The following is a 24,231-nucleotide window of genomic DNA, read 5'->3' as shown; positions in this document are numbered from 1 at the left end:
CACTCCTCCTAATATTTAGCTTTCCCCGGCGCTGCCTTCCACGCCTTGTATTCCTCCAGCGCCCTGGAGCGTTTGAGGATTCGGGCAGCCGGGTCGATCACGACATGCGCGCCGGGCGCGACCGCGATACTGTCCTTGCCCCCGGTCATCGCCAGCCGCTCGACCTCGTCATCGATCTGCACCTCGACCGGCATGGGGAAGGGGAGGCCGTCGGGCGCCTTCCAGCTCAAGTTCAGCATGCCGCCGTCGCGGGTCTCGACCAGCTCGGGGAGCGCGGCCTTGCGCAGATAGACATCGAAGAACCAGCCATAGTCCTCGCCGGTCACCTGCTTGACGAAGCCCTCATATTCCAGCGACGATCCGAAGCGCGGCGAGAAATTGCCCGGCTTCGGGTCGATCCGGCCATAGACGGCGAGCCGGGTCACGTCGCGAAATGCCGCATCGCCGATCAGGTTGCGCAGGGTGTGGAGCATCCACGATCCCTTGTAATAAATGTCCTGGGCCGGACCACCCTTGGCGTTCTCATAGACCTCCTCCTCGGTGCGGACTTTGCCGGAGATGAGCGGCTGGAGGTTGGCGATCTTGTTGCGTTGATCGTCGAGCATCGTCGCATAGCGCGCGCTGCCCTCGCGCCACAGCCCGTAATAGGGCTGCATGTACGAGCCATAGCCCTCGTGCAGCCAGTAATCGTCCCAGTTCGCCGCCGTCAGCTGGTTGCCGAAATATTCATGGGCGAATTCATGGTGGAACAGCCAGTCGAACCCTTCCGGCGCCTTGGCATATTCATTGCCATAGGCATTGATCGTCTGGTGCTCCATGCCCTTGTGCGGCGTCTCGACCACGCCGAGCTTCTCGTCGCCGAACGGGTAGGGGCCAATCTCGCTCTCGAAGAAGTCGAGCGTGGGGGCGAATTCGGCGAACAAGGCCTTCGCCTTCGCCTCCTCGCCCGGCAGATACCAATAGAACATCGGGATTTCGTTGCCGTAGCGGCTCTTGTAGATGCCCGAGATCTCCTCATACGGTCCGACGTTCAGCGCGATGCCATAGGTGTTGGGCTGGCGCACGCTCCAGTTCCAGGTGGTGCGCCCGTCCGGCAGCGTATCGACCCCGATCAGCTTGCCGTTGGACGGCGCCTTCAGTCCCTTGGGCACGGTGATGTGCAAGGTGACGTTCTCGGGCTCGCCGGTGGGGAAGTCGAGACAGGGCCAGAACAGGTCGCAGCCATAACCTTCCGCGGTGGTCGCGAACCAGGTGCGGCCGTCCGGCGTCTTCGCCCAGACCATGCCGTCGTCCCAGGGCGCGTTCACCGCGACATGTGGTGTGCCGCCATAGGTGATCGTCGCGATGACCTGCTCGCCAGCGGCGATGGTTTTCGGCAGCGTGATCGTCAGCCGGCCGTCCGGGTCGGAGAAATCGCTCCGCGGGAGCGGCGTACCGTCGATCGCGACGGCGCTCGGCGCGATATTCTTGTCGAGGTCGATCAGCAGCCGCGTCAGCGGTGCCCTGGCGGTGAAGGTCAATGTGGCGAGTCCATGCAGTTCCTGCGTCGCCGGCAGCACCTCGAACTTCAGGTCGGCATGGTCGAACTTCAGCCTGGCCTGGTCGGGGTCGATGACACCGCCCGATCGTTGAGTCTGCTCGGTGATCGGCGGCTCGCCTTTTTTCGGGAGGGCGGTCGCGGCGGTGAGCGACAGCGCGGCGAGCGCCAGGGCAGGTTTCAGGAGCATGGGAATTTCGTACCTCAGCATTCGGTAAGCACAGTCGATATGGCCGCTAAAAACGTTCGGCGATTGATGGATTGGTCAACAGCACCATATAAGGGAGAACTGGCGCCTCGTTCAGGCGCTGCCGGAGTATCCATGACCCAATCCTACCCAGTCCTGCCGCTTCGCGATATCGTCGTCTTCCCGCACATGATCGTGCCGTTGTTCGTTGGTCGCGACAAGTCGGTCGCGGCCCTTGAAGCAGCGATGGCTGCCGACAAGGAAATCTTCCTCGTCGCCCAGCTCGATCCCGCCGAGGACGATCCAGAGCGCGAGGACCTCTACGACATCGGCGTCACCGCCACCGTGCTCCAGCTGCTGAAGCTCCCGGACGGCACCGTGCGCGTGCTGGTGGAGGGCAAGGTTCGCGCCTCGCTCGACACCTTGTCGGCGACCGACACCTATCTGACCGCGACCGTCGCGACGGTCGAGGAGGCCGTTGCCGAGGGCAACGAAGTCTCCGCGCTGATGCGTTCGGTGGTCGACCAGTTCGAGAATTACGCCAAGCTCAACCGCAAGCTGCCGGCCGAGACGGCGGTGCAACTCGGCGAGATCGAGGATGCGTCGCGCCTGGCCGACGCGGTCGCCGCGAATATCTCGGTGAAGGTTTCCGACAAGCAGTCGCTGCTGGTCGAATCCGATCCCTCGCGCCGCCTGGAAATGGCCTTTGCCTTCATGGAAGGCGAGCTTGGCGTCCTGCAGGTCGAGAAGAAGATCAAGAGCCGCGTCAAGCGCCAGATGGAGAAGACGCAGCGCGAATATTATCTCAACGAGCAGCTTAAGGCGATTCAGCGCGAGCTGGGCAATGAGGGCGAGGAAGGCGAGGGCGACGAGATCGCCGAGCTGACCCAGAAGATCGCGACGCTCAAGCTCTCCAAGGAAGCCCGCACCAAGGCGACCGCCGAGCTCAAGAAGATGAAGACGATGGCGCCGATGTCCGCCGAGGCGACCGTCGTCCGCAATTATCTCGACGTGCTGCTCGGCCTGCCCTGGAGCAAGAAGTCCAAGATAAAGAAGGACATCTCGGCCGCTCAGGCGATCCTCGACGAGGATCATTATGCGCTGGAGAAGGTCAAGGACCGTATCATCGAATATCTCGCGGTCCAGGCACGCACGAACAAGCTGAAGGGGCCGATCCTGTGCCTCGTCGGCCCGCCGGGCGTGGGCAAGACCTCGCTCGGCAAATCGATCGCCAAGGCGACCGGGCGTGAGTTCATCCGCCAGTCGCTCGGCGGCGTGCGTGACGAAGCCGAGATTCGCGGCCACCGGCGGACCTATATCGGCTCGCTACCGGGCAAGATCGTGACCAACCTGAAAAAGGCCGGCACGTCCAACCCGCTGTTCCTGCTCGACGAGATCGACAAGCTCGGCCAGGATTTCCGCGGCGATCCCGCCTCGGCTTTGCTCGAGGTGCTCGACCCGGAGCAGAATTCGAAGTTCCAGGATCATTATCTCGAGATCGATATCGACCTGTCGGACGTCATGTTCGTGACGACCGCCAACACGCTCAACCTGCCGCAGCCCTTGCTCGACCGCATGGAGATCATCCGGCTCGAGGGCTATACTGAGGACGAGAAGGTCGAGATCGCGGAGCGGCACCTGGTCGCCAAGCAGGTCGAGGCGCACGGCCTGAAGGACGGCGAGTTCACGCTCACCACCGAGGGGCTGCGCGCGCTGATCCAATATTATACGCGCGAAGCCGGCGTGCGCACGCTCGAGCGTGAGATCGCCAAGCTCGCCCGCAAGGCGCTGCGCCAGATTCTTGAAGGCAAGACGACGAGCGTGACGATCACGCCCGACAATCTCGCCGACTTCGCCGGTGTGAAGAAATATCGCCACGGCCTGGGCGAGGAGGAGAATCAGGTCGGCGCGGTGACGGGTCTCGCCTGGACCGAAGTCGGCGGCGAACTGCTGACGATCGAGAGCGTGACCGTGCCCGGCAAGGGTTCCGCCAAGGTCACCGGCAAGCTCGGCGACGTGATGAAGGAGTCGATCGAGACCGCGTTCAGCTTCATCAAGGCGCGGTCGCCCAGCTACGGCATCAAGCCGAGCGTGTTCGCCCGCAAGGACGTGCACATCCATCTGCCCGAGGGCGCCGTTCCCAAGGACGGACCGTCGGCGGGTATCGGCATCGTCACCGCGATCATCTCCACGTTGACCGGCGTGCCGGTGCGGCGCGACGTGGCGATGACGGGCGAGGTGACCCTGCGCGGCCGGGTGCTGCCGATCGGCGGGCTCAAGGAGAAGCTGCTCGCGGCCTTGCGCGGCGGCATCACCACCGTGCTGATTCCGCAGGAGAATGAGAAGGACCTGGCCGAGATCCCGGCGAACATTCGCGAAGGGCTGACCATCATCCCCGTCGCGCATGTCGACGAGGTGCTGCGGCTTGCGCTGACCGGTCCGCTGACGGCGATCGACTGGACCGAGGCGGATGACCTAGCCGCCCAGCCTCCGGCCGGCGTGGCGCCGATCGGCGGCGAACTCCATCATTAATCAAGCTGTCAAGCGAAACGGCCTGAATTTCGCCCCTTTAGGCGAAATTTTAGGTCGTTTTGCTTTGACAGCCCCGGATTGAGCCGCCTTACTGTACCACCGGCTATGCGCCGCGACTCATTTCAATGTATCATTTTTCAAGACGGGGGTTCTTTCGGCATGAACAAGCAGGAATTGATCGGATCGGTCGCCGACGCGTCCGGACTGGGCAAGGGCGATGCCAGCAAGGCGGTCGAGGCAGTGTTCGATGCGATTTCGGCTGCACTGAAAAAGGGTGACGAGGTCCGTCTGGTTGGTTTCGGCACCTTCTCCGTCAGCAAGCGCAAGGCGTCGACGGGCCGTAACCCGCGCACCGGTGAGCCGATGACGATCAAGGCGTCGTCGCAGCCCAAGTTCAAGGCGGGCAAGGGCCTGAAGGATTCGGTCAACTGATCGACGAATGATATAGGCGCCGGGGCTGGACAAGCCGCGGCCCCTTTTCTAAGGCGATGATATCAGGGGCGGCGGCGACGCCGCCCTATTCCGTTGGCGGCAACGCCGGCGAAGACATTGCGGCCCTTTCCGGGAGTCGCGATGGGCGCGTAGCTCAGCGGTAGAGCACACCCTTCACACGGGTGGGGTCACAGGTTCAATCCCTGTCGCGCCCACCAGTTTTTCAAACCCGCCGGTCGTTGGCGACCGGCGGGTTTTTGGCGTCGCGCTCTCTGGCGCGTCATCTATCTGCAATATCAGTCATCAATCTGACACGAGATTGTAGCCGTTGAGTCTTCGAATCCGCACCGAGGAGTCACGGGCCGTCCCTAGCGGGGGCTCGTGGTCGACAGGGGGAACACCGAGTCGATCCGGAGAGCGTGCCCGCTCTCACCCACAGATCGAACGGAGACCTTATGGCCAGCTTCAAGCGCGTTAGCCTCATTCTTTTGACCAGCTGCGCGGCGGCAGCCCTTTCGGGTTGCGGCGCGAGCGACATCGCTTCGCCAGGCGAAGGCGTGATTGTCGTTCCGGCTCCCACCCCGGCTCCCGCGCCGACCCCGACCCCGACGCCGACCGGCCCCGTGCTGGTGACTCCGGCCGCTGCCTGCCCGGCCATCCCGGGCCCGGATCAGCTGATCAATGCCGGCACCATTTCCGGCCCGACCGGCGAATATCGCAACTGCGCGTTCCCGGCCCGCTTCACCGCCAACACCCAGATCGCCCGCACCACCGGCGTGATCTACTCGCTGCCTGGCCGTGTCGATGTCGGCACCGATCAGGGTGCGGCGAGCACCGGCAACAACGTCACGCTGACGATCGATCCGGGCGTGGTGATCTTCGGCGCGACCGGCGTGTCCTTCCTGGCGGTCAACCGCGGCAACCGCATCGACGCGGTCGGTTCGGCGACGCGCCCAATCATCTTCACCGGCCGCGGCAACGTGACCGGTTCGGCGACCGACGATACGTCGCAGCTGTGGGGCGGCGTCGTCCTGCTCGGCCGCGCGCCGATCACTGACTGCCTTGCACCGCTGGCCACGCCGGGCACCACCGCCTGCGAGCGTGACACCGAAGGCACCAGCAACGCGCTCTATGGCGGCGCGACCCCGGCCGACAACAGCGGCCGCATGCAATATGTCCAGATCCGCTATTCGGGCTTCATCCTCTCGGCGGCGTCGGAACTCCAGGGCCTGACCCCGTCGGGCGTCGGCAGCGACACCGTGCTCGACCATATCCAGGTCCATAACAGCTCGGACGACGGCATCGAGATCTTCGGCGGCCGTCCGAACCTGAAATATCTGGTGCTGACCGGCAACGAGGACGACAATCTCGACACCGATGTCGGCTACAAGGGCTTCATCCAGTTCGTGATCGCCGCCCAGCGCACTGGTCTCGGCGATGCGATGATCGAGGCTGACTCGGACAACACGCTGGAAGAGAATACGCCGCGGCAGAACACGCGCCTCGCGAACTTCACTTTCATCCAGCGTTCGACCACCGGTGCCGACCTCGCGGCGATCCTGTTGCGCGGCAGCACCGACTACACGATGGTCAACGGCGTCGTCGTCAGCCCGAGCCTGGCCTGCCTGCGCATCAGCCGTGCGAACACGCTCCGTGCCGCCGATGCGGCCCTCGACGAAGCCGGCCCGCCGGTGTTCCACTCGATCAACATGCAGTGCGCAGCCAATCCGTTCCTCGGGAACAGCGGCGTGACCGATGCACAGGTTCGTACCGCATTTGAGGCCGGCACCAACAACAGCTCGACCTACACGCCGAGCCTGACCAGCGGCTTCATCAACGGTGCCAACGAAACCGCTCGTCCGGCCTTCGCGGCGGCGACGCTCGGCAGCTTCTTCACCTCGCCGGGCTATGTCGGCGCGGTCAAGGACTCGACCGACACCTGGTATGCCGGCTGGACCTGCAACTCCTCGACGCTGAACTTCGGCGCGACGAGCCAGGCCTGCACCACCCTGCCGACCAGCTGATCGCCGATCGGTCAAACGGGGCGGCGCGGTTGCGTCGCCCCGTCATTTCTCAAGTAAACCTACCCGGGGGATAATACATGTCGAAGCCGCTTAGCCTGGCGAGCTTGCTCCTCGTTTCCACCGCTCTGGTGTCCCCGGCCGCTTTCGCTCAGACGGCACTTGGCGCGACGCAAAGCACGACTCCTGCCGCTGATCCCGCAACGGCCGCCGATCCGGCGCCGCAGCAGGAAGAGCAGGCCGATGTTTCCATTCCCGGCGGCGGTGACGATACCGGCCCCGACATCGTCGTCGTGGGCCGCAACGTGCCCAACGTCGTGCGCGCTACCCCGCAGGTCGCTTCGGTGCTGTCCAGCGCCGACATCGCGCGGACGGGCGAGGGCGACATCGCCGGCGCGCTGACTCGCGTCACCGGCCTCAGCGTGGTCGGCAACGGCTATGTCTATGTGCGCGGTCTCGGCGACCGCTATTCGCTCGCCCTGCTCAACGGCTCCCCGCTGCCCAGCCCCGAGCCGCTCAAGCGCGTCGTTCCGCTGGACATCTTCCCGACCAGCGTGATCGCCTCCTCCTATGTGCAGAAGAGCTATTCGGCCAATTTCCCCGGCGAATTCGGCGGTGGTGTCGTCAACCTGACGACCAAGGCGATCCCGCGCGAGGCCTTTCTGTCGGTCGGTGCCTCGGTCAGCGGCGATACGGTGACCACCGGGCAGCTCGGCTACACCTATGCGGGCAGCCGTCTCGACTGGACCGGCTTCGACAATGGGACGCGCACGCTCCCGACCAACTTCCAGAACGCGCTGGACAGCGGCAAGCTGATCACCGTCGGCCCGGACTTTTCGGTCGAGCAGATCGGCCTGCTTGCCTCCAGCCTCGCGAATGCGCGGACAACCGTCCTGCAACGCAACGACAATATCCCGGTCAACTTTTCGGGCGATCTGTCGGGCGGCGCCTCGATCAATCTGGGCGATACGCTGCTCGGCGTGATCGCGTCGGCCAGCATCGCCAATACCTGGCGCACCCGCCAGTCGCTGCAGCAGACCGCCGGTGCTGCCGACCTGTCGGTGCCCGACAACAACTTCAACCGCGTGATCACCGACAATCGCGTCGTGGTGAGCGGCCTGCTCGGCCTTGGCCTCGAATTTGACGAGAACAAGGTCCGCTGGACCAACCTCTATATCCGCGACACCCTGAAGCAGGGTCGGCTCGGCGTCGGCAACCGCTTCATCTCGGCCAATCGCGACCTGATGGTTCAGGACACCGGCTGGTACGAGCGTCAGCTGATCGATACCCAGCTGACCGGCGAGTTCCGCTTCGACAATCTCAGCCTCGATCTGCGCGGCGGCTATGCGAACACCCAGCGTGAGGCGCCGTACGAGCGCAGCTTCACCTATGTCCGGACCAACCAGCCGCTGACGTCGGATCCGACGGGCAACAAGTACGTCAACGATCTGGGCGGCAACAACCAGGAAGGTACCGCGACGGTATCGTTCAGCGACCTCAACGAGAATCTCTACTCGGGCGGCGCCGACCTGTCGTACAAGTTCACGCCGGAGATCACCGCGACGGTCGGCTATGCCTATTCGGATACCGACCGCACCTCGACTCGCCGCGACTTCACCTATCGTGGTTCGAACCTGCCGATCAGCGTGCGCCAGCTGCGCCCGGACTACCTGCTGTCCGACTATACGATCCAGTCGTTCGATATCGTCCTGCTCGAAACCTCCGGTTCGGCCGGCACGGCGGCGTTCGAGGCCAAACTGCGCACCCATGCAGGCTATGGCCAGATCAAGGCCGAGGTCATTCCCGGGCTGAAGTTCGACGTCGGCGTCCGCTACGAGACGGCGAAACAGACGGTGCTGCCGATCAACCTGTTCGGCACGGTCAGCACCGCGATCGTCGAGACTAACCTGAAGAACGATTACTGGCTGCCGGCTGCTACCCTGACCTGGGAAGTCGCCAACAACATGCAGGTGCGCGCGAGCGCGTCGAAGACGATTGCCCGGCCGCAATTCCGCGAACTCGTGTCGCAAATCTATCTCGACACTGACTCGAACCGTCAGTTCCGCGGCAACCCGTCGCTGGTCGACAGCAAGCTGACCAATGCCGAGGCGCGCTACGAATGGTTCTTCGCACGCGACCAGCGCATCATGCTCGGCGGCTTCTACAAGAAGATCGATCGCCCGATCGAGGCCTTCTCGTCCTTCAACTCGGACGGGTCGGTCAACACCAGCTTCGCCAATGCTCCCGAGGCGACTCTCTACGGCGCCGAGTTCGAGGCGCAGAAGCATTTCGACATGGCTGACTGGTTCGGCGGCAATTTCTTCGCCAGCCGCCGCCTGGTGGCGATCGCGAACTATACCTATTCGAAGTCGAAGCTGAAGGTCCAGGCGGGTGATCTCGCGGTCGTGAACGGCGTGCCGCTCGCCGCCGCCAGTTTCTTCCGCGATGGCGCGCCGATGACTGGCCAATCGGAGCACCTCGTCAATCTGCAGCTCGGCATCGAGGACAAGGAAAAGCTGTCTCAGTTCACCTTCCTCGTGAACTATGCCAGCAAGCGCGTGACGAGCCGCGGCCCCTCGGGCCAGCCGGACATCTACGAACAGCCGGGCGTCGATTTCGACTTCGTCGCGCGTCAGGGTGTGAAGCTGTTCGGGCTCGATACGGAGCTGAAGTTCACCGCGCGCAACATCCTGGGCACCAAATATCAGGAGTTCCAGGAGCTCGGTGACAACCGGATCTATTACAACCGCTACGATGTCGGCGCGAAATTCTCGCTGGGGATCGGCATCAACTTCTGATCACGCCAGAAAAGGGGAAACTGACCCCGGCCGCGCCGCCGCGCGGCCGGGGTTTTTCTGTGATCGCCGGTCGCGCGGATCGGCGCCGAATGACGCCCCGCCTGACGGACCTCCGTTACGCCCAGCCCCAGGGCTTTTCCCGAAACCATTTCGTGATCACATATTTCACGCCGCTGCGCACTTTCATGCCTTGATGGATCGTCGCCGGGTTCAGGCTGCCGTCCGGGCGCCGGTTGTTCCAGGTCAGCAGCTTGCCCGTTTCCGGCTGGACGATCTTGTCGATCGCCTTGAACCGGGTCGCGCCGCCGGCCTCGGGCTCGTTGAGGTAGATCATCACCGTCCAGGTGCGATTGCCGGCGACCCCGCAATAGCGCTGATAGTCGATGCCGGACGGCTCGAAATAATCGGTATGGCCCTTGAATTCCTGGCCGACGGCATAACGCTGGCCCTGCATCGGCTCGCCGAACACGGGATCGAGGCCGGTAAAGGCGATGATCCTCGCCTCGACCTCTGCCACCACGGGATCCAGCGGGTCGAGATCGCCGGTTTCGCTGGTGCGGAAGGCCGCATCGCCATTGGGATCGGAGATAGTCGACGGCCGGCGTACGGAGTCGATTCGGTCGATCACCGCAGCGCAGGTCGCGGGATCGAGGAAGCGGCGACGCAGGAACAGATTCAGCTTCGGGCTCGGCACGCGCTGTACGCCGGGTTGTCCGGTGAGATGCGCGGTCAGGCCTTCGGACGGCAGGCCCGAACCAAAAGGGCTGGGCAGGGCGGTGGTTTCCGGGGCATCGGCCATGGTGGCGCTGATGCCAAAAAGCCCGGGTCTTTTCCAGTATGACAAGCTATACATGTCGTGTCTCGGAAGGTTCACAGGGGCGACCTACGACTGTAACAATCGCCGCCTAGCAGGTGCGCGATCGGGGATTTTCCGCATGCGTTTGGTTCTGGATGCGCGGGCACGCGCGCTGCTGCGGCGGTTGCCCCGCACCACTGTCTATACGGCGCTTGAGCTGCTGCTGCTCGCGCTGCTGGCGGTGCAATGCGCCCGGCTGATCTGGGTGCTGGTCACGCCCGTCGGGGCGCTCGGCCCGTGGCAACCGGTGCGGCTTGGCTTTACCGGTTCGCCGACCGCGCTGCTGCAGGGTTTCGATCCATTCTTCCGGCTGAGCGGCGGCGCCGACAACAAGACCGTGGTGGTGACCTCGCTCCAGCTCAGCCTGTTCGGCACGCGCGTGAACGAGGCGATGGGCGGTGGTTCTGCGATCATCGCCGGTCCCGACGGCGTGCAGCAGAGCTTCGCGGTGGGCGACGAGATCAGCCCGGGCGTGAAGCTGAAGGCCGTTGCGTTCGATCACGTCACGATCGATCGCGGCGGCGCCGCGGAGGATCTGTTCCTCGACCAGAGCGGCGCGGTCGAACCCGTCGCTCCGCCGCCGCCGTCGGGCGCCACGCCGTCCCTGCTGCCGAACCCGCCGAATCTGCCCGGCCTGCCCAATGCACCCGGCCCCAAAGCCGGCCTCACGCCGGCCCAGCTGCGCGCGGATATCGGTTTCATCCCCCGCGTCGATGGCGGCAAGATCAGTGGTCTCGTCGTGCGCCCGCAGGGCTCGGGCGCCGCCTTCCGTCAGGCCGGTCTGCGCGAAGGCGACGTCATCACCGCGATCAATGGTCGCGCGGTGACGGGGCAGGGCGATATCGAGCAACTCGGCACGCAGATCGGCAAGGGCGGCACCATCCCCGTCACGGTCGAGCGCGGCAACGACACACTTTCCCTCACCCTTACGATCGCGGGCCAATGAAAAAGCTACTTCTTGCACCCGTCCTCGCGGGCGTGCTGGTCGGCACGGTAACCGCGCAGACGACGATGAACGTGCGCGATGCCGATATCCGCGCCTTCATCGCCGATGCGGCGCGAGTCACCGGGCGGACCTTCATCATCGATGCCCGGGTCCAGGGCAAGGTGACCGTCGTCACTGACCGGCCGCTGTCGCGCTCCGAATATTTCGAGGTGTTCCTCTCGACGCTCCGTGCCAATGGCCTGGTCGCGGTGCCGACCTCGAACGGCGCGTTCCGCATCCAGCCAAGCGACAATTCGGCCTCCCAGCCGAGCCGGATCGGCTCGAGCGGCGCCGCGCGCAACAGCCTGGTCACGGAGATCGTCCGACTCCGCGCGATCGATGCGGCGTCGGCGGTCGACACCGTCCGGGCGCTGGTCAGCGCTCAGGGGTCGGTGACGGCCAACCGCGGCGGCAATTCGATCGTGATCGTTGATTTCGCCGACAATGTGCGTCGCGTGCGCGAAGTGCTGCGCCGGATCGACACCGACAATAATTCGACGCGGGTGATCGCGCTCAAGAATGCCGGCGCGCGGGAGATCGCGACCGCGCTCCAGGCGCTGGTGGGATCCGGCGGGCAGGGTACGGCGCCGGGCAGCGGCCAGAGCGTCAGCGTCGTGGCGATCGTCGGCTCGAACTCGGTGGCGCTGCGCGGCGACCCGTCGTCGGTGGCGCGGCTGGCAGTAGTAGCCGAGGATCTCGACCGGCGTGCCAAGAACGGCACCGAGATCAAGGTCGTCTTCCTCGAAAATGCCGATGCCGAGCAGCTCCTGCCCGTGCTGCAGCAGCTGGTCGGCCAGACGCCGACTCAGCCGACGCAGAGCAACACATTGTCGCGCTCCAATTTCGGCGGCACGGGCAATAACGACAGCCAGACCTCGAACACGCCCGCGCCCGTGCAGCAGGCGGCCCCGGCTGCCGCCGGCGGCGGAACCGGCCAGCCTGCGATCGTCGCCGAGGGCGGCCGTACCGCGGCAGTGGTGACTCGCTTCACCGGCGCCAATGCCATCGTCATTGCCGCGCCCGCCGAAGTGCAGCGTCAGCTTGCTGAGGTCGTGCGACAGCTCGACACGCGGCGCGAGCAGGTGCTGGTCGAGGCGATCGTCGCCGAAGTCTCCGACGCGACCGCCAGCAAGCTGGGCGTCCAGTTCCTGCTCGCCGGTCTGCCGGGCAGCGGGGTTCCGACCTTCGCCACGGCATACAGCAACTCGGCGCCCAACCTGCTGACCATCGCCGGTGCAATCGGCGCGCGTTCGCTCGCCACAAGCACCACCACGGTCAACGGCACCACCACCGTCACCACCAACGGCAGCGCGGTGGGCGATTCGCTCGCGCAGTCTGCGCTGAACTCGATCCTCGGCGCCTCGGGCGGCTTTGGCGGCGGTGCGTTCAACATCGGCAAGGACGCGATCTTCGGCACGATTATCAGTGCGGTGAAATCCGACACCACGTCGAACCTGCTCCAGGCGCCGTCGCTGACCACGCTCGACAACCAGCCCGCCCGCATCCTGGTCGGCCAGGAGATCCCGATCACGACCGGCCAGGCGCTCTCGACCAATTTCGACAATGCGTTCCGCACCGTCCAGCGCGAGAATGTCGGCATCCAGCTCGAGGTGCGGCCGCAGGTCAATTCGTCCGGCGCGATCAAGCTGTTCCTGCACCAGCAGGTCAGCAGCATCGCCGGCCCGGTGTCGAGCGATAATAGCGACCTCATTCTCAACAAGCGCGAGGTCGAAACCACCCTGACCGTCGATGACGGTCAGATCGCGATCATTGGCGGCCTGCTCAGCGACGACGAGCGGCGCACGATCGAGAAGGTGCCGTTCCTGGGCGATTTGCCCGGCATCGGCCAGTTGTTCCGCTCCAAGGCGAAGCAGCGCACCAAGACCAATCTGATGATCTTCATTCGCCCGACCGTGCTGCGCACGCCCGAGGATAGCCGCAGAGTGGCCGAGCGGCGCTATGGCTATCTGCGCCTCCAGCAGGCCGGGCAGAATCCTGAGTCCGAGCCCAGCATCGATCAGCTGGTACGCGACTATATGGGGGCCGCAGCACCCCTGCCGGCGGCGGGTACGCCGGGCGGGATCGAGGATCCGCGGGTCGCCGTGCCGGTGATGCGCAATTCGACTAAAGTCATCCGGCCGAGGGACAAGTGATGCAGATCGCTCCAGGCAATGCGGAGGATGCGGTGGAACCGCTGGTGCTGGCTGAAGGCAGTGCGCTGCCCGATCGCATGATCGCGATTCCCTATGGCTTCGCCCGGCGCTTCGGTGTCGCGCTGGACATCGGGGAGGGCAGCCACCTGTCGATCGCCATGCGCGAGGGGTCGGACCCCAAGGTCCTGCTCGAGCTGCGCCGCCATCTCGCCCGCCCGTTCGATGTCAGCTTCGTGACGCCCGAGGATTTCGACCGACTACTGTCCGATCGCTATGCGATGGACGGCCAGGCGGCGGCGGTGGCCGCCGGCACGCTCGGGCTGGGCGACGAGCTCGATCTGCTCGCCGGCGACCTGCCGACCGCAGACGACCTGCTCGACACCGCCGACGATGCGCCGGCGATCCGCCTGATCAACGGCATCATCGCCGATGCCGCGCGCCACGGTGTGTCGGATATCCATATCGAGCCCTACGAAACCGGCCTGGTGGTGCGCATGCGCATCGATGGCGTGCTGCGCGAGACCCTGCGCATGCCGCCGCACGTCGCGCCGGTGGTGGTCAGCCGCGTCAAGGTCATGGCGCGCCTCGACATTGCCGAACGCCGCATCCCGCAGGACGGCCGTATCGGCCTGACGCTCGGCGGCAAGCTGCTCGACGTCCGCGTCTCGACTCTGCCGAGCCGCGCCGGCGAGCGCGTGGTGCTGCGAATCCTCGACAAGGAGAATGCCGGGATCACGCTCGACGTGCTCGGCATGACCAATGCGATCAACACTATGCTGAAGGGCGCGCTGTCGGAGCCCAACGGCATCATCCTGGTCACTGGCCCCACCGGCTCGGGCAAGACGACCACGCTTTACGCCGCGCTCCGCCTGCTCAACGACGGCAGCCGCAACATCCTGACGGTCGAGGATCCGGTCGAATATGCCATGGACGGCATCGGCCAGACTCAGGTCAACCCCAAAGTCGGCCTGACCTTCGCTGCCGGCCTGCGCGCGATCCTGCGCCAGGATCCCGACGTGGTGATGGTCGGCGAAATCCGCGACCGCGAGACCGCCGAGATCGCCGTCCAGGCCTCGCTCACAGGCCATCTCGTGCTCTCGACTGTCCACACCAATGACGCGGTCGGCGCGATCACCCGTATGCGCGACATGAAGGTCGAGCCGTTCCTGCTCGCCTCCACCTTGCGCGCGGTCATCGCCCAGCGCCTCGTGCGCAAGCTGTGCGAGCATTGCCGCCGTCCGGTCCAGGCCAGCGGATCGGTCTCGGCGCTGCTCGGCTTCGACGTCGGCGCCGTGGTCTATGAGCCGGTCGGGTGCGAGCATTGTCAGGGATCGGGCTTCAAGGGCCGGATCGGCGTGTTCGAAGCGATCCGCGTCGACGAGACGATCCGCCGCCTGATCAATGACGGCGGCGACGAGGCGATCATTGCGCGCCACGCCTTCCTTCATTCGCCCAATCTCGGGTCGGCCGCACGCCAGCTGGTGCGCGAGGGCCTGACCACGCCCGAGGAAGCAGTCCGCGTCTCGCGCCGCGACATGGCCGATGTCGAGGCACCGCTGGTGGTGGACGCGCCGACGAATGGCTGATTTCGACTATCTGGCCATCGACACGCGCGGCCGTGAGACTCGGGGGCATATCGCCGCCGAGTCGATCGACGACGCGCGTGTCCTGCTGGATCGAAAACGCCTCTATGTCGTGAAGGTGGAGGCCGGATCCGGGGCGGCCCCGCGCGGCAAGCCGCTGCTCGCCGATCTGCGCTTCGGCGCGAGGAAGATGAGCGCGAAGCAGCTTTCCCTGTTCACCCGCCAGCTGGCGACGCTCAACCGTGTCTCGCCGCTGGAGGAATCGCTCCGCACCATCACCCGCCAGACCGAGCAGGAAACGGTGCGCACGATCGTCTCGCAAGTCCATGCCGGCGTGGTGGAGGGGCGCCGCCTCGCCGAGGCAATGGGCCGCGAGCCCAAGAGCTTCCCGCCGCTTTATCGCGCGATGGTTTCGGCCGGCGAACGCTCCGGCTCGCTGCCGATCATCCTCGAACGCCTCTCGGTCCTGCTCGAGCGCCAGGCCGAGATCAACGGCAAGATCATCACCACGCTTGCCTATCCCGCCGTGCTCGCGGTGGTTGCGATGGGGGTGGTCACCGCGCTGATGATGTTCGTCGTGCCGCAGGTGGTCGAGCAGTTCGACACGGTCGGGCAGGAGCTGCCGCTGCTGACCAAGATCGTCATCGGCATCTCCGCGGTGCTCGTCGGCTATTGGTGGGCGATCCTCATCGCGATCGCGCTCATTGCCTTCGGGGCGTGGTGGGCGCTCAAGGATGCGGGGATCAGGCTCGCCTTCGACAGCTGGGTGCTCCGGCTGCCGCTGCTTGGCCGCCTGATCCGCGATCTACACGCTGCCCGCATGGCGCGCACGCTGGCGACGATGGTCGCCAGCCGCTTGCCTTTGCTCGAGGGCCTGACCTTGACCGCGGGCACGATCCACAATCGCCGGCTGAAGCTCGCGTCCGACGAGATCGTCGAATCGATCCGCGGCGGCGGCAGTCTGTCGGCGGCGATGCGCCGCGCCGGGGTGTTCCCGCCATTGCTGACCTATCTCGCCGCGTCGGGCGAGACGGCGGGGCAGCTCGACGACATGCTCGAGCGCGCGGCGGATTATCTCGAACGCGAGTTCGACCGCTTCACGGCCACCGCGTTGTCGCTGCTGGAACCCGCGATCATCGTGCTGATGGGCGGAATCGTCGCGACCATCGTTCTTTCCATCCTGCTGCCGATCCTGCAGCTCAACACGCTCGCCGGCCAGTGAAGCCATGATGAGGACTGCCATGAACACCCCCCGCAAACCCGCCAACCGCAAGCGCCGTCAGGAAGAGGGCTTCACGCCCGTTCGGCGTTCCGCCGAACACGGTTTCACGCTCGTTGAGCTGATGGTCGTGATCGTGATCCTCGGCCTGCTCGCGACGATCGTCGCGATCAACGTCATCCCGAGCGGCGAGAAGGCCAAGGTCATCAAGGCCAGGACGGATATCTCGACGATCGAGGGTGCGCTCGACACCTACAAGCTGCACAACGACGTCTATCCGAGCACTTCGCAGGGGCTTCAGGCGCTCCTCACCGCGCCCGACGGCGCTGATCCCGCCAAGTATCAGCGCGGCGGCTATATCAAGCGCCTGCCGGACGATCCTTGGGGGCGCCCCTATCTCTACGCCTCGCCGGGCCAGCATGGCGACGCCGACATCTGGACGCTCGGTGCCGACAACAAGGAAGGCGGCGAGGGCGCCGACGCCGATATCGGCAGCTGGCAGTAATTGTCGCGACCGACCGCCTTTGAACTGCGGCCCCACCGCAACGATCGCGGCTTCGAGCCGTGTCGGCGTTCCGCCGAACACGGCTTCACGCTGATCGAACTGATGATCGTCATCACGATCATCGGACTGGCCTCGGCTGCGGTGGTCTGGGCGCTGCCCGATCCGCGTGGGCGGCTGCTCGACGAGGCGACGCGCTTCGCGGCACGGACGCGCGCGGCGCAGCAATCGGCGGTTGTCGGCGCGCGCCCGGTGAGCGTGTGGGTGTCCGGCGGCGGCTATGGCTTCGACGAGCGCACGCACGGCAAATGGGTACCCGTGGCCGAAAAGCCGCTGCGCGTAACCAGCTGGGGCAAGGGCACGCGCGCCGTGGTGACCGATACCGGCGGGCGCCAGCGCATCATGTTCGACACGACCGGCCTCGCCGATCGCCCGCTCGACGTTCGGCTGAAGCGCGACGCGGAGGAAGTATCCGTCCGCATCGCCCCCGACGGCTCGGTCAAGGTCGGCGGCTGATGAAAGTCCGGGGGTTCATTCTTCGTTGGCGTTCCGCCGAACACGGCTTCACGCTCATCGAGATGATGGTCGCGCTGGCGGTGTTCAGCCTGGCCGCGCTTGCCCTGATCCGGCTTGAGGGCGCGACGATCCGCGGCACCTCGATCCTCGATTCGACGCTGACCGCGCAGATGGTTGCGCGCAATGTCGCGATCGAGGCGATGACCGACGCCAAGCCGCCCACGGTCGGTATCGCCAAAGGTGTCGAGCAGAATGGCGGCAAAGCCTGGACCTGGACCCGCGAAACGCGCGCGACCGCTGACGCGCGCATCCTGCGTATCGACGTGCAAGTCGCCGACGCCGCGGGCAGCCGCCAGGGTCACCTCACCGTGGTGCGCGTCGCGACGATCGGAGGCGCTGCCTCATGAAACGCGCTGCTGAACACGGCTTCACGCCCGTGAGGCGTTCCGCCGAACACGGCTTCACGCTTGTCGAGGTCATGATCTCGCTGATGATCTTCGGCCTGCTCGCGGCGGCGGGCGTGGCGCTGTTGTCGTTCAGCGTGCGCGCGCAGGCGGCGACCGACCGGAAACTCGACGACGTCCAGGCGCTCAACCGCCTCTCCTCGGCGCTGGCGGGCGATCTCGCCCAGGCGACCGAACGCCAGACGCGCAACGAGGCAGGCGATCTTCTGCCCGCCTTTTCTGGCGAGGCCGGATCGGGCAGCACGCCGATGCTCCGCCTCGTCCGCGCCGGCTGGAGCAACCTCGACGCCGCGCCGCGTCCGGGCGAGCAGAAGGTCGAATATCGCCTCGCCAATGGCGCGCTCGAACGTGTAGCGTATCCGATGCTCGACGGGGCGCAACCGCTTCCCGCAGCGGTGATGCTCACGCACGTCCGCCAGGTGTCGCTGCGCTATCGCATCAACGGCGCCTGGAGCGACCGCTGGCAGGGCACGCCGATCTACGCCTTGCCCCAGGCAATGGAGATGCGCGTGCTGCGCGACGACGGAGTCGAGTTCCGCCAGATGTTCCTGGTCGGCGCCGGCTATGGCAAGCGGAAGGCACCCGATGGGAGCTGAGCGCGCCTCCGAACGCGGCGCGGCGCTGCTCACGGTGCTGCTGCTCGTCGCGGTGATCGCGGTGCTGGCCGGTACCGCATTGGAAAAGCTGCGCCTTGCGACAAAGCTTGGCGGCAATGCCATCGCGACGGACCAGGCCCGCGCCTATGGCCTCGCCGCGGAGACGCTGGCGCTGACCAAGGTCAGTGACCTGCTCTCGCGCGACGCCAGCCGCGTGACGCTCGCCGGCGGCTGGAGCGGCCGCGCGATCCCGTTGCCGGTGCCGGGCGGCCTCGCCACCGCCCGGGTTGTTGATGGCGGCAATTGCTTCAACCTCAACAGCCTGGTGGTCGAGACGACCCCGAATACCTATTCGGTCTACACCCCGTCACGAATCCAGTTCGCACGGCTGATCCGGCTGGTAGGCGGGCCCAGCGCCTCGGCCGAATCGATCGCCGCTGCCGCGTCGGACTGGATCGACAGCGACACCAGCCCGATCGATCTCGGCGCCGAGGATGCGAGCTATAGCGGTCAGTCGACGCCCTATCGCACCGCCAACACGCTGATGACGGATCCGAGCGAGCTGCGCGCGGTGGCAGGTGTCACACCGGCGATCTATGCGAAGCTCCAGCCTTGGCTCTGCGCGCTGCCGCTGGCCAAGCCCTCGAAGATCAACGTCAACACCTTGCTCCCGGAACAGGCGCCCTTGCTCGCGATGCTGATGCCCGACACCATGACCGTCGAGGCCGCCCGCCAGGTGCTGCTGCGCCGTCCGCCCGGTGGTTATGAAAGCCCCGCCGCTTTCTGGAAGCTGCCCTCGCTGAGCGCGATCACCCCGCCGCCTGACGCCTTTGCGCAGACCGCCGTCACGACGGGCTGGTTCGATCTGCGGGTCGATGTAACGCTTGGCGGGGCGGAACTCGAACAACATGCGCTGATCGACGCGACGGAGCTTCCCGCGCGGCTCGTCTCGCGGCACTGGGGCGAGCCGTCATGACTGAGTCGCTCACTCTCTTCCTGCCTACCGGCACCACGCCCTGGCGCTGGCTGCGCATCGCCGACGGTTCGGTCGCGGCGCGGGGCGAAGGTCTGCCCGATCTCCCCGGTGCCGATGCCGCGCCGCCGATCGTGGTGGTGCCGGCGGAAGCGGTCACGCTGCACTGGGCGGAACTGCCCGATCGCTCGACTGCCCAGGCAGTCACGGCGGCGCGGATGCTGGTCGGCGACGCCAGCGCGGCACCGATCGGCGAGCTGCATGTCGCGGTGGGCCGGGAGGGCGACAATGCCGAGCGTCCGATCGCGGTCGTCTCGGTCGCCCAGATGCGGGCATGGCTTGAAACGCTCGCGGTGCACGGCATCGATCCGGCGATGCTGGTGCCGTCGCCTATGCTGTTGCCCCGGCCGGACCAGGGATATCTTCGCGCCGATCTGGGCGGCGAGGGGGTGGTGCGCGGCCCGACCAGCGGTTTCGCCGATGAAGCGCGGCTGACGGAATTGGTCACGGGCGGCGTCGCGCCGACGGTGCTCGGCCGCGACGAACTGGAGGTCGCGATCGCCGCTGCGCTGGCCTCGCCCGCGCTCGACCTTCGCCAGGGTCCGTTCGCGCGGCGCAAGCGTTTCGCGATCGATTGGGGCCTGATCCGCCGACTTGCCTGGCTGTCGGTCGCGATCCTCAGCGTCACGCTGCTGATCAGCCTGGTGCAGATCATGAAATACAGCTTCGCCGCCGATTCGCTAGAGCGCCAGGCCGATCTGGCCGCGCGCCAGGGCCTGCCGCGCGGCGAGACGGTCAACAATGCCGATCGCCAGCTCGATGCGCGACTGTCGGGCCTGCGCGGCGGCGGGGCAGGGTTCAGCCGCACCGCGGCCGCCGTTTACGCCGCCGTCCGGTCAGTGCCGGGCGCCGAGGTCCGCGCGGTGTCCTTTCAGGCCAATGGCGATCTGCGCGTCTCGGCCGCGACCGAGAATGAGGGTCAGGTGAACGACCTCAAATCGCGGATCGAGGCTTATGGCTTCATCGTGAAGGCGGGCGTGTTTCAGTCCAACGCGGGCCGGGTGACGGGCGAGATGACGGTGAGTGCGCGATGACCGAGCGATTCCGCCTCTGGTTCGCCGGGCGCTCCTTGCGCGAGCGCCGGATGCTGCTGGTCATGGTCGCGCTGCTCGCGCTGACCATCGTCTGGGGCGGGATCATTCGCCCGGTGACGGACGGTCTGTCGTCCGCGCGGGAACGCCATACCGACGCATTGATCCGCCTTGCCGAGGCCCAGGCGCGCGTAAAGGAACTCGAGACAGTCCAGCGCCAGCGGCCCGCGCCGCTCGAGGCGCAGCTCGACACCGTCATCCGCGACCGGGCGAACGAGGCTGGCTTTGCGCTCGCCAGCGTCACGCCGGACGGGCCGAATCGGGTGCAGATCACCATCGCCACCGCGCGGCCCGGGCCGCTGCTCGGGTGGGTCGCCGGCCTGGAAGCGGCGGGCATCCTGGTCGATTCGCTGTCGACCACTGACAATGGCGACAAGACGGTGTCGGCGCAGCTGTCCCTGAAGGTGCGCGGGGAATGAAGCGGATTCGCCTGACGACCGGCCCGCGGGCCTTTTTCGGCGCGGCCCTGGTGATCGCGCTGATCGTCTTTCTGCCGCTGCGCCTCGCCATGGGGTGGTTCGATCTCGGCAATACCGGGCTCACCGCGCGCGAGGTCAGCGGCAGCATCTGGTACGGCACCTTGCGCGAGGCGAGCTTCGGCGGCGTCGCCCTGGGCGATCTGCGGGCGCGCCTGTCGCCGATCCAGCTGCTCGTCGGACGCGCGCGAATCGATCTCGCGGGGCCGGGCAGGGGCACGGCCCAGCCGTTCCGGGGTGCGATCGGCGTCAGCCGCCACAGCTTCGGCGTCGACGATCTCACCGCGGCATTGCCGGCGGGCAATGTCTTTGCCCCGGTGCCGGTCTCCGCGCTCGATTTCGACGATGTCAGCGTGCGATTCCAGGACGGCAGTTGCCAGAAGGCGGAAGGGCGGGTGCGCGCGACGATCTCGGGCGATCTGGCCGGCATAAGTCTCGGCCAGGGCATGACCGGCACCGCGCGCTGCGATGCGGGCGCGCTGCTGCTGCCGCTCGCCAGCCAGGCTGGCACGGAAACGGTCGCGCTGCGCCTCTGGAGCACCGGGCGTTTTCGGGGCGAACTGACCGTGCAGCCGCCGGCGGACCCCGCCGCGACCGAGAAGCTCGTGCTCGGCGGCTTCCAGGCGACGCCCGCGGGTTATACGCTTTCGATCGAGGGGCGCTTCTGACGCTGGGGCGGACACAGCGGCGACGGGTGGCGCCGCGATAGGGAAAAGGCTAATCTTGACGATGCCATGTTTCGCCCGCTAGGGGCGCTGGCTCTGCGGCGATCGTAGTTCAATTGGTTAGAGCGTCGGCTTGTGATGCCGGATGTTGCGGGTTCAAGTCCCGTCGGTCGCCCCATTCTTTCATCAGCCAGGAAAATCGCGTGACCAGCGGCTGGGGCTTCCCCGATTTTGACGACCATGAGGGCGTGCACCTCTTCACCGATCCGGCTTCGGGCCTTCAGGCGGTCATTGCGATCCACTCGACGGCGCTGGGTCCTGCGGCCGGCGGCGTGCGCTTCTGGCACTATGCCGACAGCGACGGCGCGATAACCGACGCGCTGCGCCTGTCGCGCGGCATGAGCTTCAAGAATGCCATGGCCGGCCTGCCCATGGGGGGCGGCAAGGGCGTCGTGCTCGCGGCGAATCCGGGCGATTCGATCACCGTTCCCCAACTCGAGGCGTTCGGCCGCGCGGTCGATTCGCTCGGCGGCCGTTATGTGACCGCCGAGGATGTCGGCATGTCCGAAGCGAGCATGAAGACCATCGCCACGATGACGCGTCACGTCTCCGGCCTGCCGGTCGCGGCGGGCAGCGCGGGCGGCGATCCCGGGCCCTTCACCGCGATGGGCGTGTATCTCGGCGTGAAGGCAGCGGCGAAGCGCGGTCTTTCGGCCGATTCGATGAAGGACGTGCATGTCGCGATCCAGGGCGTCGGCAGCGTCGGGGGCGGTCTCGCCCGCCTGCTGGCGAAGGATGGCGCACGCCTGACCCTCGCCGACGTCAATGCCGACAAGGCGGCCGCACTGGCGGCGGAGCTGGGCGCGGAGACGGCGCTGGCGGATGCGATCCTCGGCATCGAGGCGGACCTGGTCAGCCCCAACGCCCTCGGCGCGATCCTGACCGCCGAATCGATCGGCGCGCTGCGCACGACGGTCGTGGCCGGCGGCGCGAACAATCAGCTCGCCACCAGGGAAGACGGCGCACGCCTCGCCGAGCGCGGGATCCTCTACGCGCCGGATTACGTCATCAACGCCGGCGGCATCATCAATGTCGGCCTCGAATATCTCGGGCACGGCGACCAGGCGGAAGTCGAAGCCCGCATCGCGCGCATTCCCGATCGCCTGATCGAAGTCTGGGACGAAAGCGACCGCACCGGCGCGCCGGCGTCCGACGTGGCGGACATGATTGCGCGGCGGTTGATCGGGCGACTAACCTCCTAGGCATTTCTGTTCCCCGGCGAAGGCCGGGGCCCAGCTGGGAGGCGATCATGGCAAGGCGCTGCACAAGGCTACAGTAACCTTTCCAACTGGGCCCCGGCCTTCGCCGGTGAACAGAATCCCGCACGTAATCCAACCGCGCCGTTATGAAGCAACCCCCACCAATTTATAAAACCGCACCGCATTATTATAGAAGATATCCCGCTTCTGTTCCTCGCTGAGGAACGCGGCTGACTCCACCCCCTCGATGGCCAGGCCGATCGCATCCGGCCAGTACATATGGTCGGAGCCGAACATGATGCGCTTGCCGAAACCCGCATCGACGAACTTGCGCAGATAGTCGTGGAAATGCGGGCGTGGCATGAGCCAGTCGAGCGCCCCGGTATCGATGTTCACGTTCGGGTAGAGCATCAGCATGGCCAGCGTATCGTCGAGATAGGGCCAGCCGCCATGCATCAGGTTGATCCGCAGCGTCGGATGGCGATTGAGCGCTTCCTCGATCAGACCGGGATTGCCGAAGCGCGCCCGCGCCGGCCGGCAACAGGGATCAAAGGGCGTTCCTTCCGGCATCGTCCCGGTGTGGAGCGCCACGGGAATGTCGAACGCCTCGGCCAGCGCCAGATAGGGCTCATAGGACGGGTCGCTGAGCGACAGGCCGGCATATTGGGAGGTGACTTCGCCGAGCACGCCGAGCCTTTTCGCCGCGAAGGCCGCGCGAAGCGTATCGAGCGGCGGCAGCGGCGTGTCTTCCGACCCGCGTATGCCTGCCCCGGCGACGAAACGATCCGGATCGCGGTCATGCCAGTCGATCGCCGCCTGCAAGCGGTCGCCATCGCCACCGCTGACGATCCCCTTCACCACATTGTGCCGCTTCATCTCGGCGATGCACGCCGCCAGGTGACCCGCGCCGTTCCGGATCGGGCTCTTGGCGCCGGTGATCGGATTGACGATCGGGTTGGGGAACGGCGTGGTGGCCGGATAGGCATGCATATGCACGTCGATGATCGGCCGTGCCCCATTGGCATCGGAGGCGATCAGGGCGCCGGGCAGGGCGACGGAGGCGATACCAGCCCCGCTCAGTTTCAGGAAATCCCGGCGCGCGATCTGCATTCCAGTCCTCACTCGATCCTGTAGCAATGTCGGCGGTTCGATGGCCTCCGACAATCGGGAGCTATCCCGCGCATTGCCCGCGCGAAATGACCTCGGAGGTCATTTCTCCTGAAAATTAGCGGTCGATAATGCGTGCCGGGTGGCCCCCGCCGCGGATTTGCCGCCCATGCGGTGGCATCCACGCAACGCGCAGTTGAGTAGCACCCCAACTGTCTC

Annotated in this window: 20 protein-coding genes and 2 tRNA genes; 19 read left to right on the top strand and 3 right to left on the bottom strand. The window is 66.2% G+C overall.

Features of this window, described 5'->3' with window-relative positions:
- Positions 1 to 8 precede the first annotated feature (8 nt).
- Positions 9 to 1,727, bottom strand: coding sequence for a M1 family metallopeptidase (locus tag AC1DX5_RS07275; protein ID WP_478014692.1), 1,719 nt, complete (start codon positions 1,725 to 1,727; stop codon positions 9 to 11).
- Positions 1,728 to 1,859: 132 nt separating this feature from the next.
- Here AC1DX5_RS07275 and lon point away from each other — a divergent pair, with 132 nt between their 5' ends.
- The 5 genes from lon to AC1DX5_RS07250 all read left to right on the top strand — a co-directional run bounded on the left by lon (position 1,860) and on the right by AC1DX5_RS07250 (position 9,507).
- Positions 1,860 to 4,256, top strand: a complete 2,397-nt coding sequence (gene lon / locus AC1DX5_RS07270) for an endopeptidase La (RefSeq protein WP_478014691.1) — start codon at positions 1,860 to 1,862, stop codon at positions 4,254 to 4,256.
- Positions 4,257 to 4,415: 159 nt separating this feature from the next.
- Positions 4,416 to 4,688 carry an HU family DNA-binding protein gene (locus AC1DX5_RS07265; protein WP_272627303.1) on the top strand — a complete coding sequence of 91 codons (273 nt, stop codon included), beginning with the start codon at positions 4,416 to 4,418 and terminating at the stop codon, positions 4,686 to 4,688.
- Between the two features lie 143 nt (positions 4,689 to 4,831).
- A tRNA-Val gene (locus AC1DX5_RS07260) sits at positions 4,832 to 4,906 on the top strand.
- Positions 4,907 to 5,143: 237 nt separating this feature from the next.
- On the top strand, positions 5,144 to 6,712 hold the full coding sequence (locus AC1DX5_RS07255) for a hypothetical protein (protein ID WP_478014690.1): 1,569 nt from the start codon (positions 5,144 to 5,146) through the stop codon (positions 6,710 to 6,712).
- A 77-nt stretch (positions 6,713 to 6,789) separates the two neighbouring features.
- Positions 6,790 to 9,507 (top strand): TonB-dependent receptor domain-containing protein, encoded by a 2,718-nt coding sequence (locus AC1DX5_RS07250; RefSeq protein ID WP_478014689.1) that lies wholly within the window; start codon positions 6,790 to 6,792, stop codon positions 9,505 to 9,507.
- Positions 9,508 to 9,622: 115 nt separating this feature from the next.
- Here the strand turns inward: AC1DX5_RS07250 and AC1DX5_RS07245 are convergent, their stop codons facing one another.
- Positions 9,623 to 10,306, bottom strand: coding sequence for a prolyl hydroxylase family protein (locus AC1DX5_RS07245; RefSeq protein ID WP_465173611.1), 684 nt, complete (start codon positions 10,304 to 10,306; stop codon positions 9,623 to 9,625).
- Between the two features lie 136 nt (positions 10,307 to 10,442).
- Here AC1DX5_RS07245 and AC1DX5_RS07240 point away from each other — a divergent pair, with 136 nt between their 5' ends.
- From AC1DX5_RS07240 to AC1DX5_RS07175, 14 genes are all read left to right on the top strand, one after another.
- A complete protein-coding gene (locus AC1DX5_RS07240) occupies positions 10,443 to 11,309 on the top strand; it encodes a type II secretion system protein N (RefSeq protein WP_478014688.1) in 867 nt (288 codons plus the stop codon).
- Positions 11,306 to 13,501, top strand: a complete 2,196-nt coding sequence (gene gspD, locus AC1DX5_RS07235) for a type II secretion system secretin GspD (RefSeq protein WP_478014687.1) — start codon at positions 11,306 to 11,308, stop codon at positions 13,499 to 13,501. Before AC1DX5_RS07240 ends, gspD begins: the two co-directional genes overlap by 4 nt.
- Complete coding sequence (locus AC1DX5_RS07230; protein WP_465173608.1) at positions 13,501 to 15,087, top strand: GspE/PulE family protein; 1,587 nt, start codon at positions 13,501 to 13,503, stop codon at positions 15,085 to 15,087. Before gspD ends, AC1DX5_RS07230 begins: the two co-directional genes overlap by 1 nt.
- A complete protein-coding gene (gene gspF, locus AC1DX5_RS07225) occupies positions 15,080 to 16,306 on the top strand; it encodes a type II secretion system inner membrane protein GspF (RefSeq protein WP_478014686.1) in 1,227 nt (408 codons plus the stop codon). Before AC1DX5_RS07230 ends, gspF begins: the two co-directional genes overlap by 8 nt.
- 19 nt (positions 16,307 to 16,325) lie before the next feature.
- Positions 16,326 to 16,808, top strand: a complete 483-nt coding sequence (gspG, locus tag AC1DX5_RS07220) for a type II secretion system major pseudopilin GspG (RefSeq protein ID WP_478014685.1) — start codon at positions 16,326 to 16,328, stop codon at positions 16,806 to 16,808.
- Positions 16,809 to 17,321 (top strand): GspH/FimT family pseudopilin, encoded by a 513-nt coding sequence (locus AC1DX5_RS07215; RefSeq protein ID WP_465176881.1) that lies wholly within the window; start codon positions 16,809 to 16,811, stop codon positions 17,319 to 17,321.
- The gene (gspI, locus tag AC1DX5_RS07210) at positions 17,321 to 17,728 is read left to right on the top strand and encodes a type II secretion system minor pseudopilin GspI (RefSeq protein ID WP_478014684.1); all 408 of its coding nucleotides are present in this window, start codon (positions 17,321 to 17,323) and stop codon (positions 17,726 to 17,728) included. The genes AC1DX5_RS07215 and gspI overlap by 1 nt, the downstream gene beginning before the upstream one ends.
- Positions 17,725 to 18,381 (top strand): type II secretion system minor pseudopilin GspJ, encoded by a 657-nt coding sequence (gene gspJ, locus AC1DX5_RS07205; protein ID WP_465173603.1) that lies wholly within the window; start codon positions 17,725 to 17,727, stop codon positions 18,379 to 18,381. The genes gspI and gspJ overlap by 4 nt, the downstream gene beginning before the upstream one ends.
- Entirely contained in the window at positions 18,371 to 19,357 is a 987-nt protein-coding gene (gspK, locus tag AC1DX5_RS07200) for a type II secretion system minor pseudopilin GspK (RefSeq protein WP_478014683.1), read from the top strand. The genes gspJ and gspK overlap by 11 nt, the downstream gene beginning before the upstream one ends.
- Entirely contained in the window at positions 19,354 to 20,448 is a 1,095-nt protein-coding gene (gene gspL, locus AC1DX5_RS07195) for a type II secretion system protein GspL (RefSeq protein WP_478014682.1), read from the top strand. The genes gspK and gspL overlap by 4 nt, the downstream gene beginning before the upstream one ends.
- Positions 20,445 to 20,924 (top strand): type II secretion system protein GspM, encoded by a 480-nt coding sequence (gene gspM, locus AC1DX5_RS07190; protein ID WP_478014681.1) that lies wholly within the window; start codon positions 20,445 to 20,447, stop codon positions 20,922 to 20,924. The genes gspL and gspM overlap by 4 nt, the downstream gene beginning before the upstream one ends.
- A complete protein-coding gene (locus AC1DX5_RS07185) occupies positions 20,921 to 21,649 on the top strand; it encodes a type II secretion system protein N (protein WP_478014680.1) in 729 nt (242 codons plus the stop codon). Before gspM ends, AC1DX5_RS07185 begins: the two co-directional genes overlap by 4 nt.
- Before the next feature lie 98 nt (positions 21,650 to 21,747).
- Positions 21,748 to 21,824, top strand: a tRNA-His gene (locus tag AC1DX5_RS07180).
- 25 nt (positions 21,825 to 21,849) lie between these two features.
- Positions 21,850 to 22,908 carry a Glu/Leu/Phe/Val family dehydrogenase gene (locus tag AC1DX5_RS07175; RefSeq protein WP_478014679.1) on the top strand — a complete coding sequence of 353 codons (1,059 nt, stop codon included), beginning with the start codon at positions 21,850 to 21,852 and terminating at the stop codon, positions 22,906 to 22,908.
- Positions 22,909 to 23,049: 141 nt separating this feature from the next.
- On the opposite strand, the gene AC1DX5_RS07170 is transcribed toward AC1DX5_RS07175, so the two are convergent.
- Positions 23,050 to 24,015 carry an amidohydrolase family protein gene (locus AC1DX5_RS07170; protein ID WP_478014678.1) on the bottom strand — a complete coding sequence of 322 codons (966 nt, stop codon included), beginning with the start codon at positions 24,013 to 24,015 and terminating at the stop codon, positions 23,050 to 23,052.
- Between the last annotated feature and the right edge of the window lie 216 nt (positions 24,016 to 24,231).

The sequence above is a fragment of the Sphingomonas sp. P2_B6 genome (assembly GCF_056404755.1).
The sequence above is the reverse complement of the archived record's forward strand: the minus strand, read 5'-3'. Positions and strand labels throughout refer to the sequence as shown.

Excerpts from the sequence above, each read along its gene's own strand:
- AC1DX5_RS07275 (WP_478014692.1), bottom strand. The coding sequence starts at position 1,727 with ATGCTCCTGAAACCTGCCCTGGCGCTCGCCGCGCTGTCGCTCACCGCC.
- lon (WP_478014691.1), top strand. The coding sequence starts at position 1,860 with ATGACCCAATCCTACCCAGTCCTGCCGCTTCGCGATATCGTCGTCTTC.
- AC1DX5_RS07265 (WP_272627303.1), top strand. The coding sequence starts at position 4,416 with ATGAACAAGCAGGAATTGATCGGATCGGTCGCCGACGCGTCCGGACTG.
- AC1DX5_RS07255 (WP_478014690.1), top strand. The coding sequence starts at position 5,144 with ATGGCCAGCTTCAAGCGCGTTAGCCTCATTCTTTTGACCAGCTGCGCG.
- AC1DX5_RS07250 (WP_478014689.1), top strand. The coding sequence starts at position 6,790 with ATGTCGAAGCCGCTTAGCCTGGCGAGCTTGCTCCTCGTTTCCACCGCT.
- AC1DX5_RS07245 (WP_465173611.1), bottom strand. The coding sequence starts at position 10,306 with ATGGCCGATGCCCCGGAAACCACCGCCCTGCCCAGCCCTTTTGGTTCG.
- AC1DX5_RS07240 (WP_478014688.1), top strand. The coding sequence starts at position 10,443 with ATGCGTTTGGTTCTGGATGCGCGGGCACGCGCGCTGCTGCGGCGGTTG.
- gspD (WP_478014687.1), top strand. The coding sequence starts at position 11,306 with ATGAAAAAGCTACTTCTTGCACCCGTCCTCGCGGGCGTGCTGGTCGGC.
- AC1DX5_RS07230 (WP_465173608.1), top strand. The coding sequence starts at position 13,501 with ATGCAGATCGCTCCAGGCAATGCGGAGGATGCGGTGGAACCGCTGGTG.
- gspF (WP_478014686.1), top strand. The coding sequence starts at position 15,080 with ATGGCTGATTTCGACTATCTGGCCATCGACACGCGCGGCCGTGAGACT.
- gspG (WP_478014685.1), top strand. The coding sequence starts at position 16,326 with ATGAACACCCCCCGCAAACCCGCCAACCGCAAGCGCCGTCAGGAAGAG.
- gspI (WP_478014684.1), top strand. The coding sequence starts at position 17,321 with ATGAAAGTCCGGGGGTTCATTCTTCGTTGGCGTTCCGCCGAACACGGC.
- gspJ (WP_465173603.1), top strand. The coding sequence starts at position 17,725 with ATGAAACGCGCTGCTGAACACGGCTTCACGCCCGTGAGGCGTTCCGCC.
- gspK (WP_478014683.1), top strand. The coding sequence starts at position 18,371 with ATGGGAGCTGAGCGCGCCTCCGAACGCGGCGCGGCGCTGCTCACGGTG.
- gspL (WP_478014682.1), top strand. The coding sequence starts at position 19,354 with ATGACTGAGTCGCTCACTCTCTTCCTGCCTACCGGCACCACGCCCTGG.
- gspM (WP_478014681.1), top strand. The coding sequence starts at position 20,445 with ATGACCGAGCGATTCCGCCTCTGGTTCGCCGGGCGCTCCTTGCGCGAG.
- AC1DX5_RS07185 (WP_478014680.1), top strand. The coding sequence starts at position 20,921 with ATGAAGCGGATTCGCCTGACGACCGGCCCGCGGGCCTTTTTCGGCGCG.
- AC1DX5_RS07170 (WP_478014678.1), bottom strand. The coding sequence starts at position 24,015 with ATGCAGATCGCGCGCCGGGATTTCCTGAAACTGAGCGGGGCTGGTATC.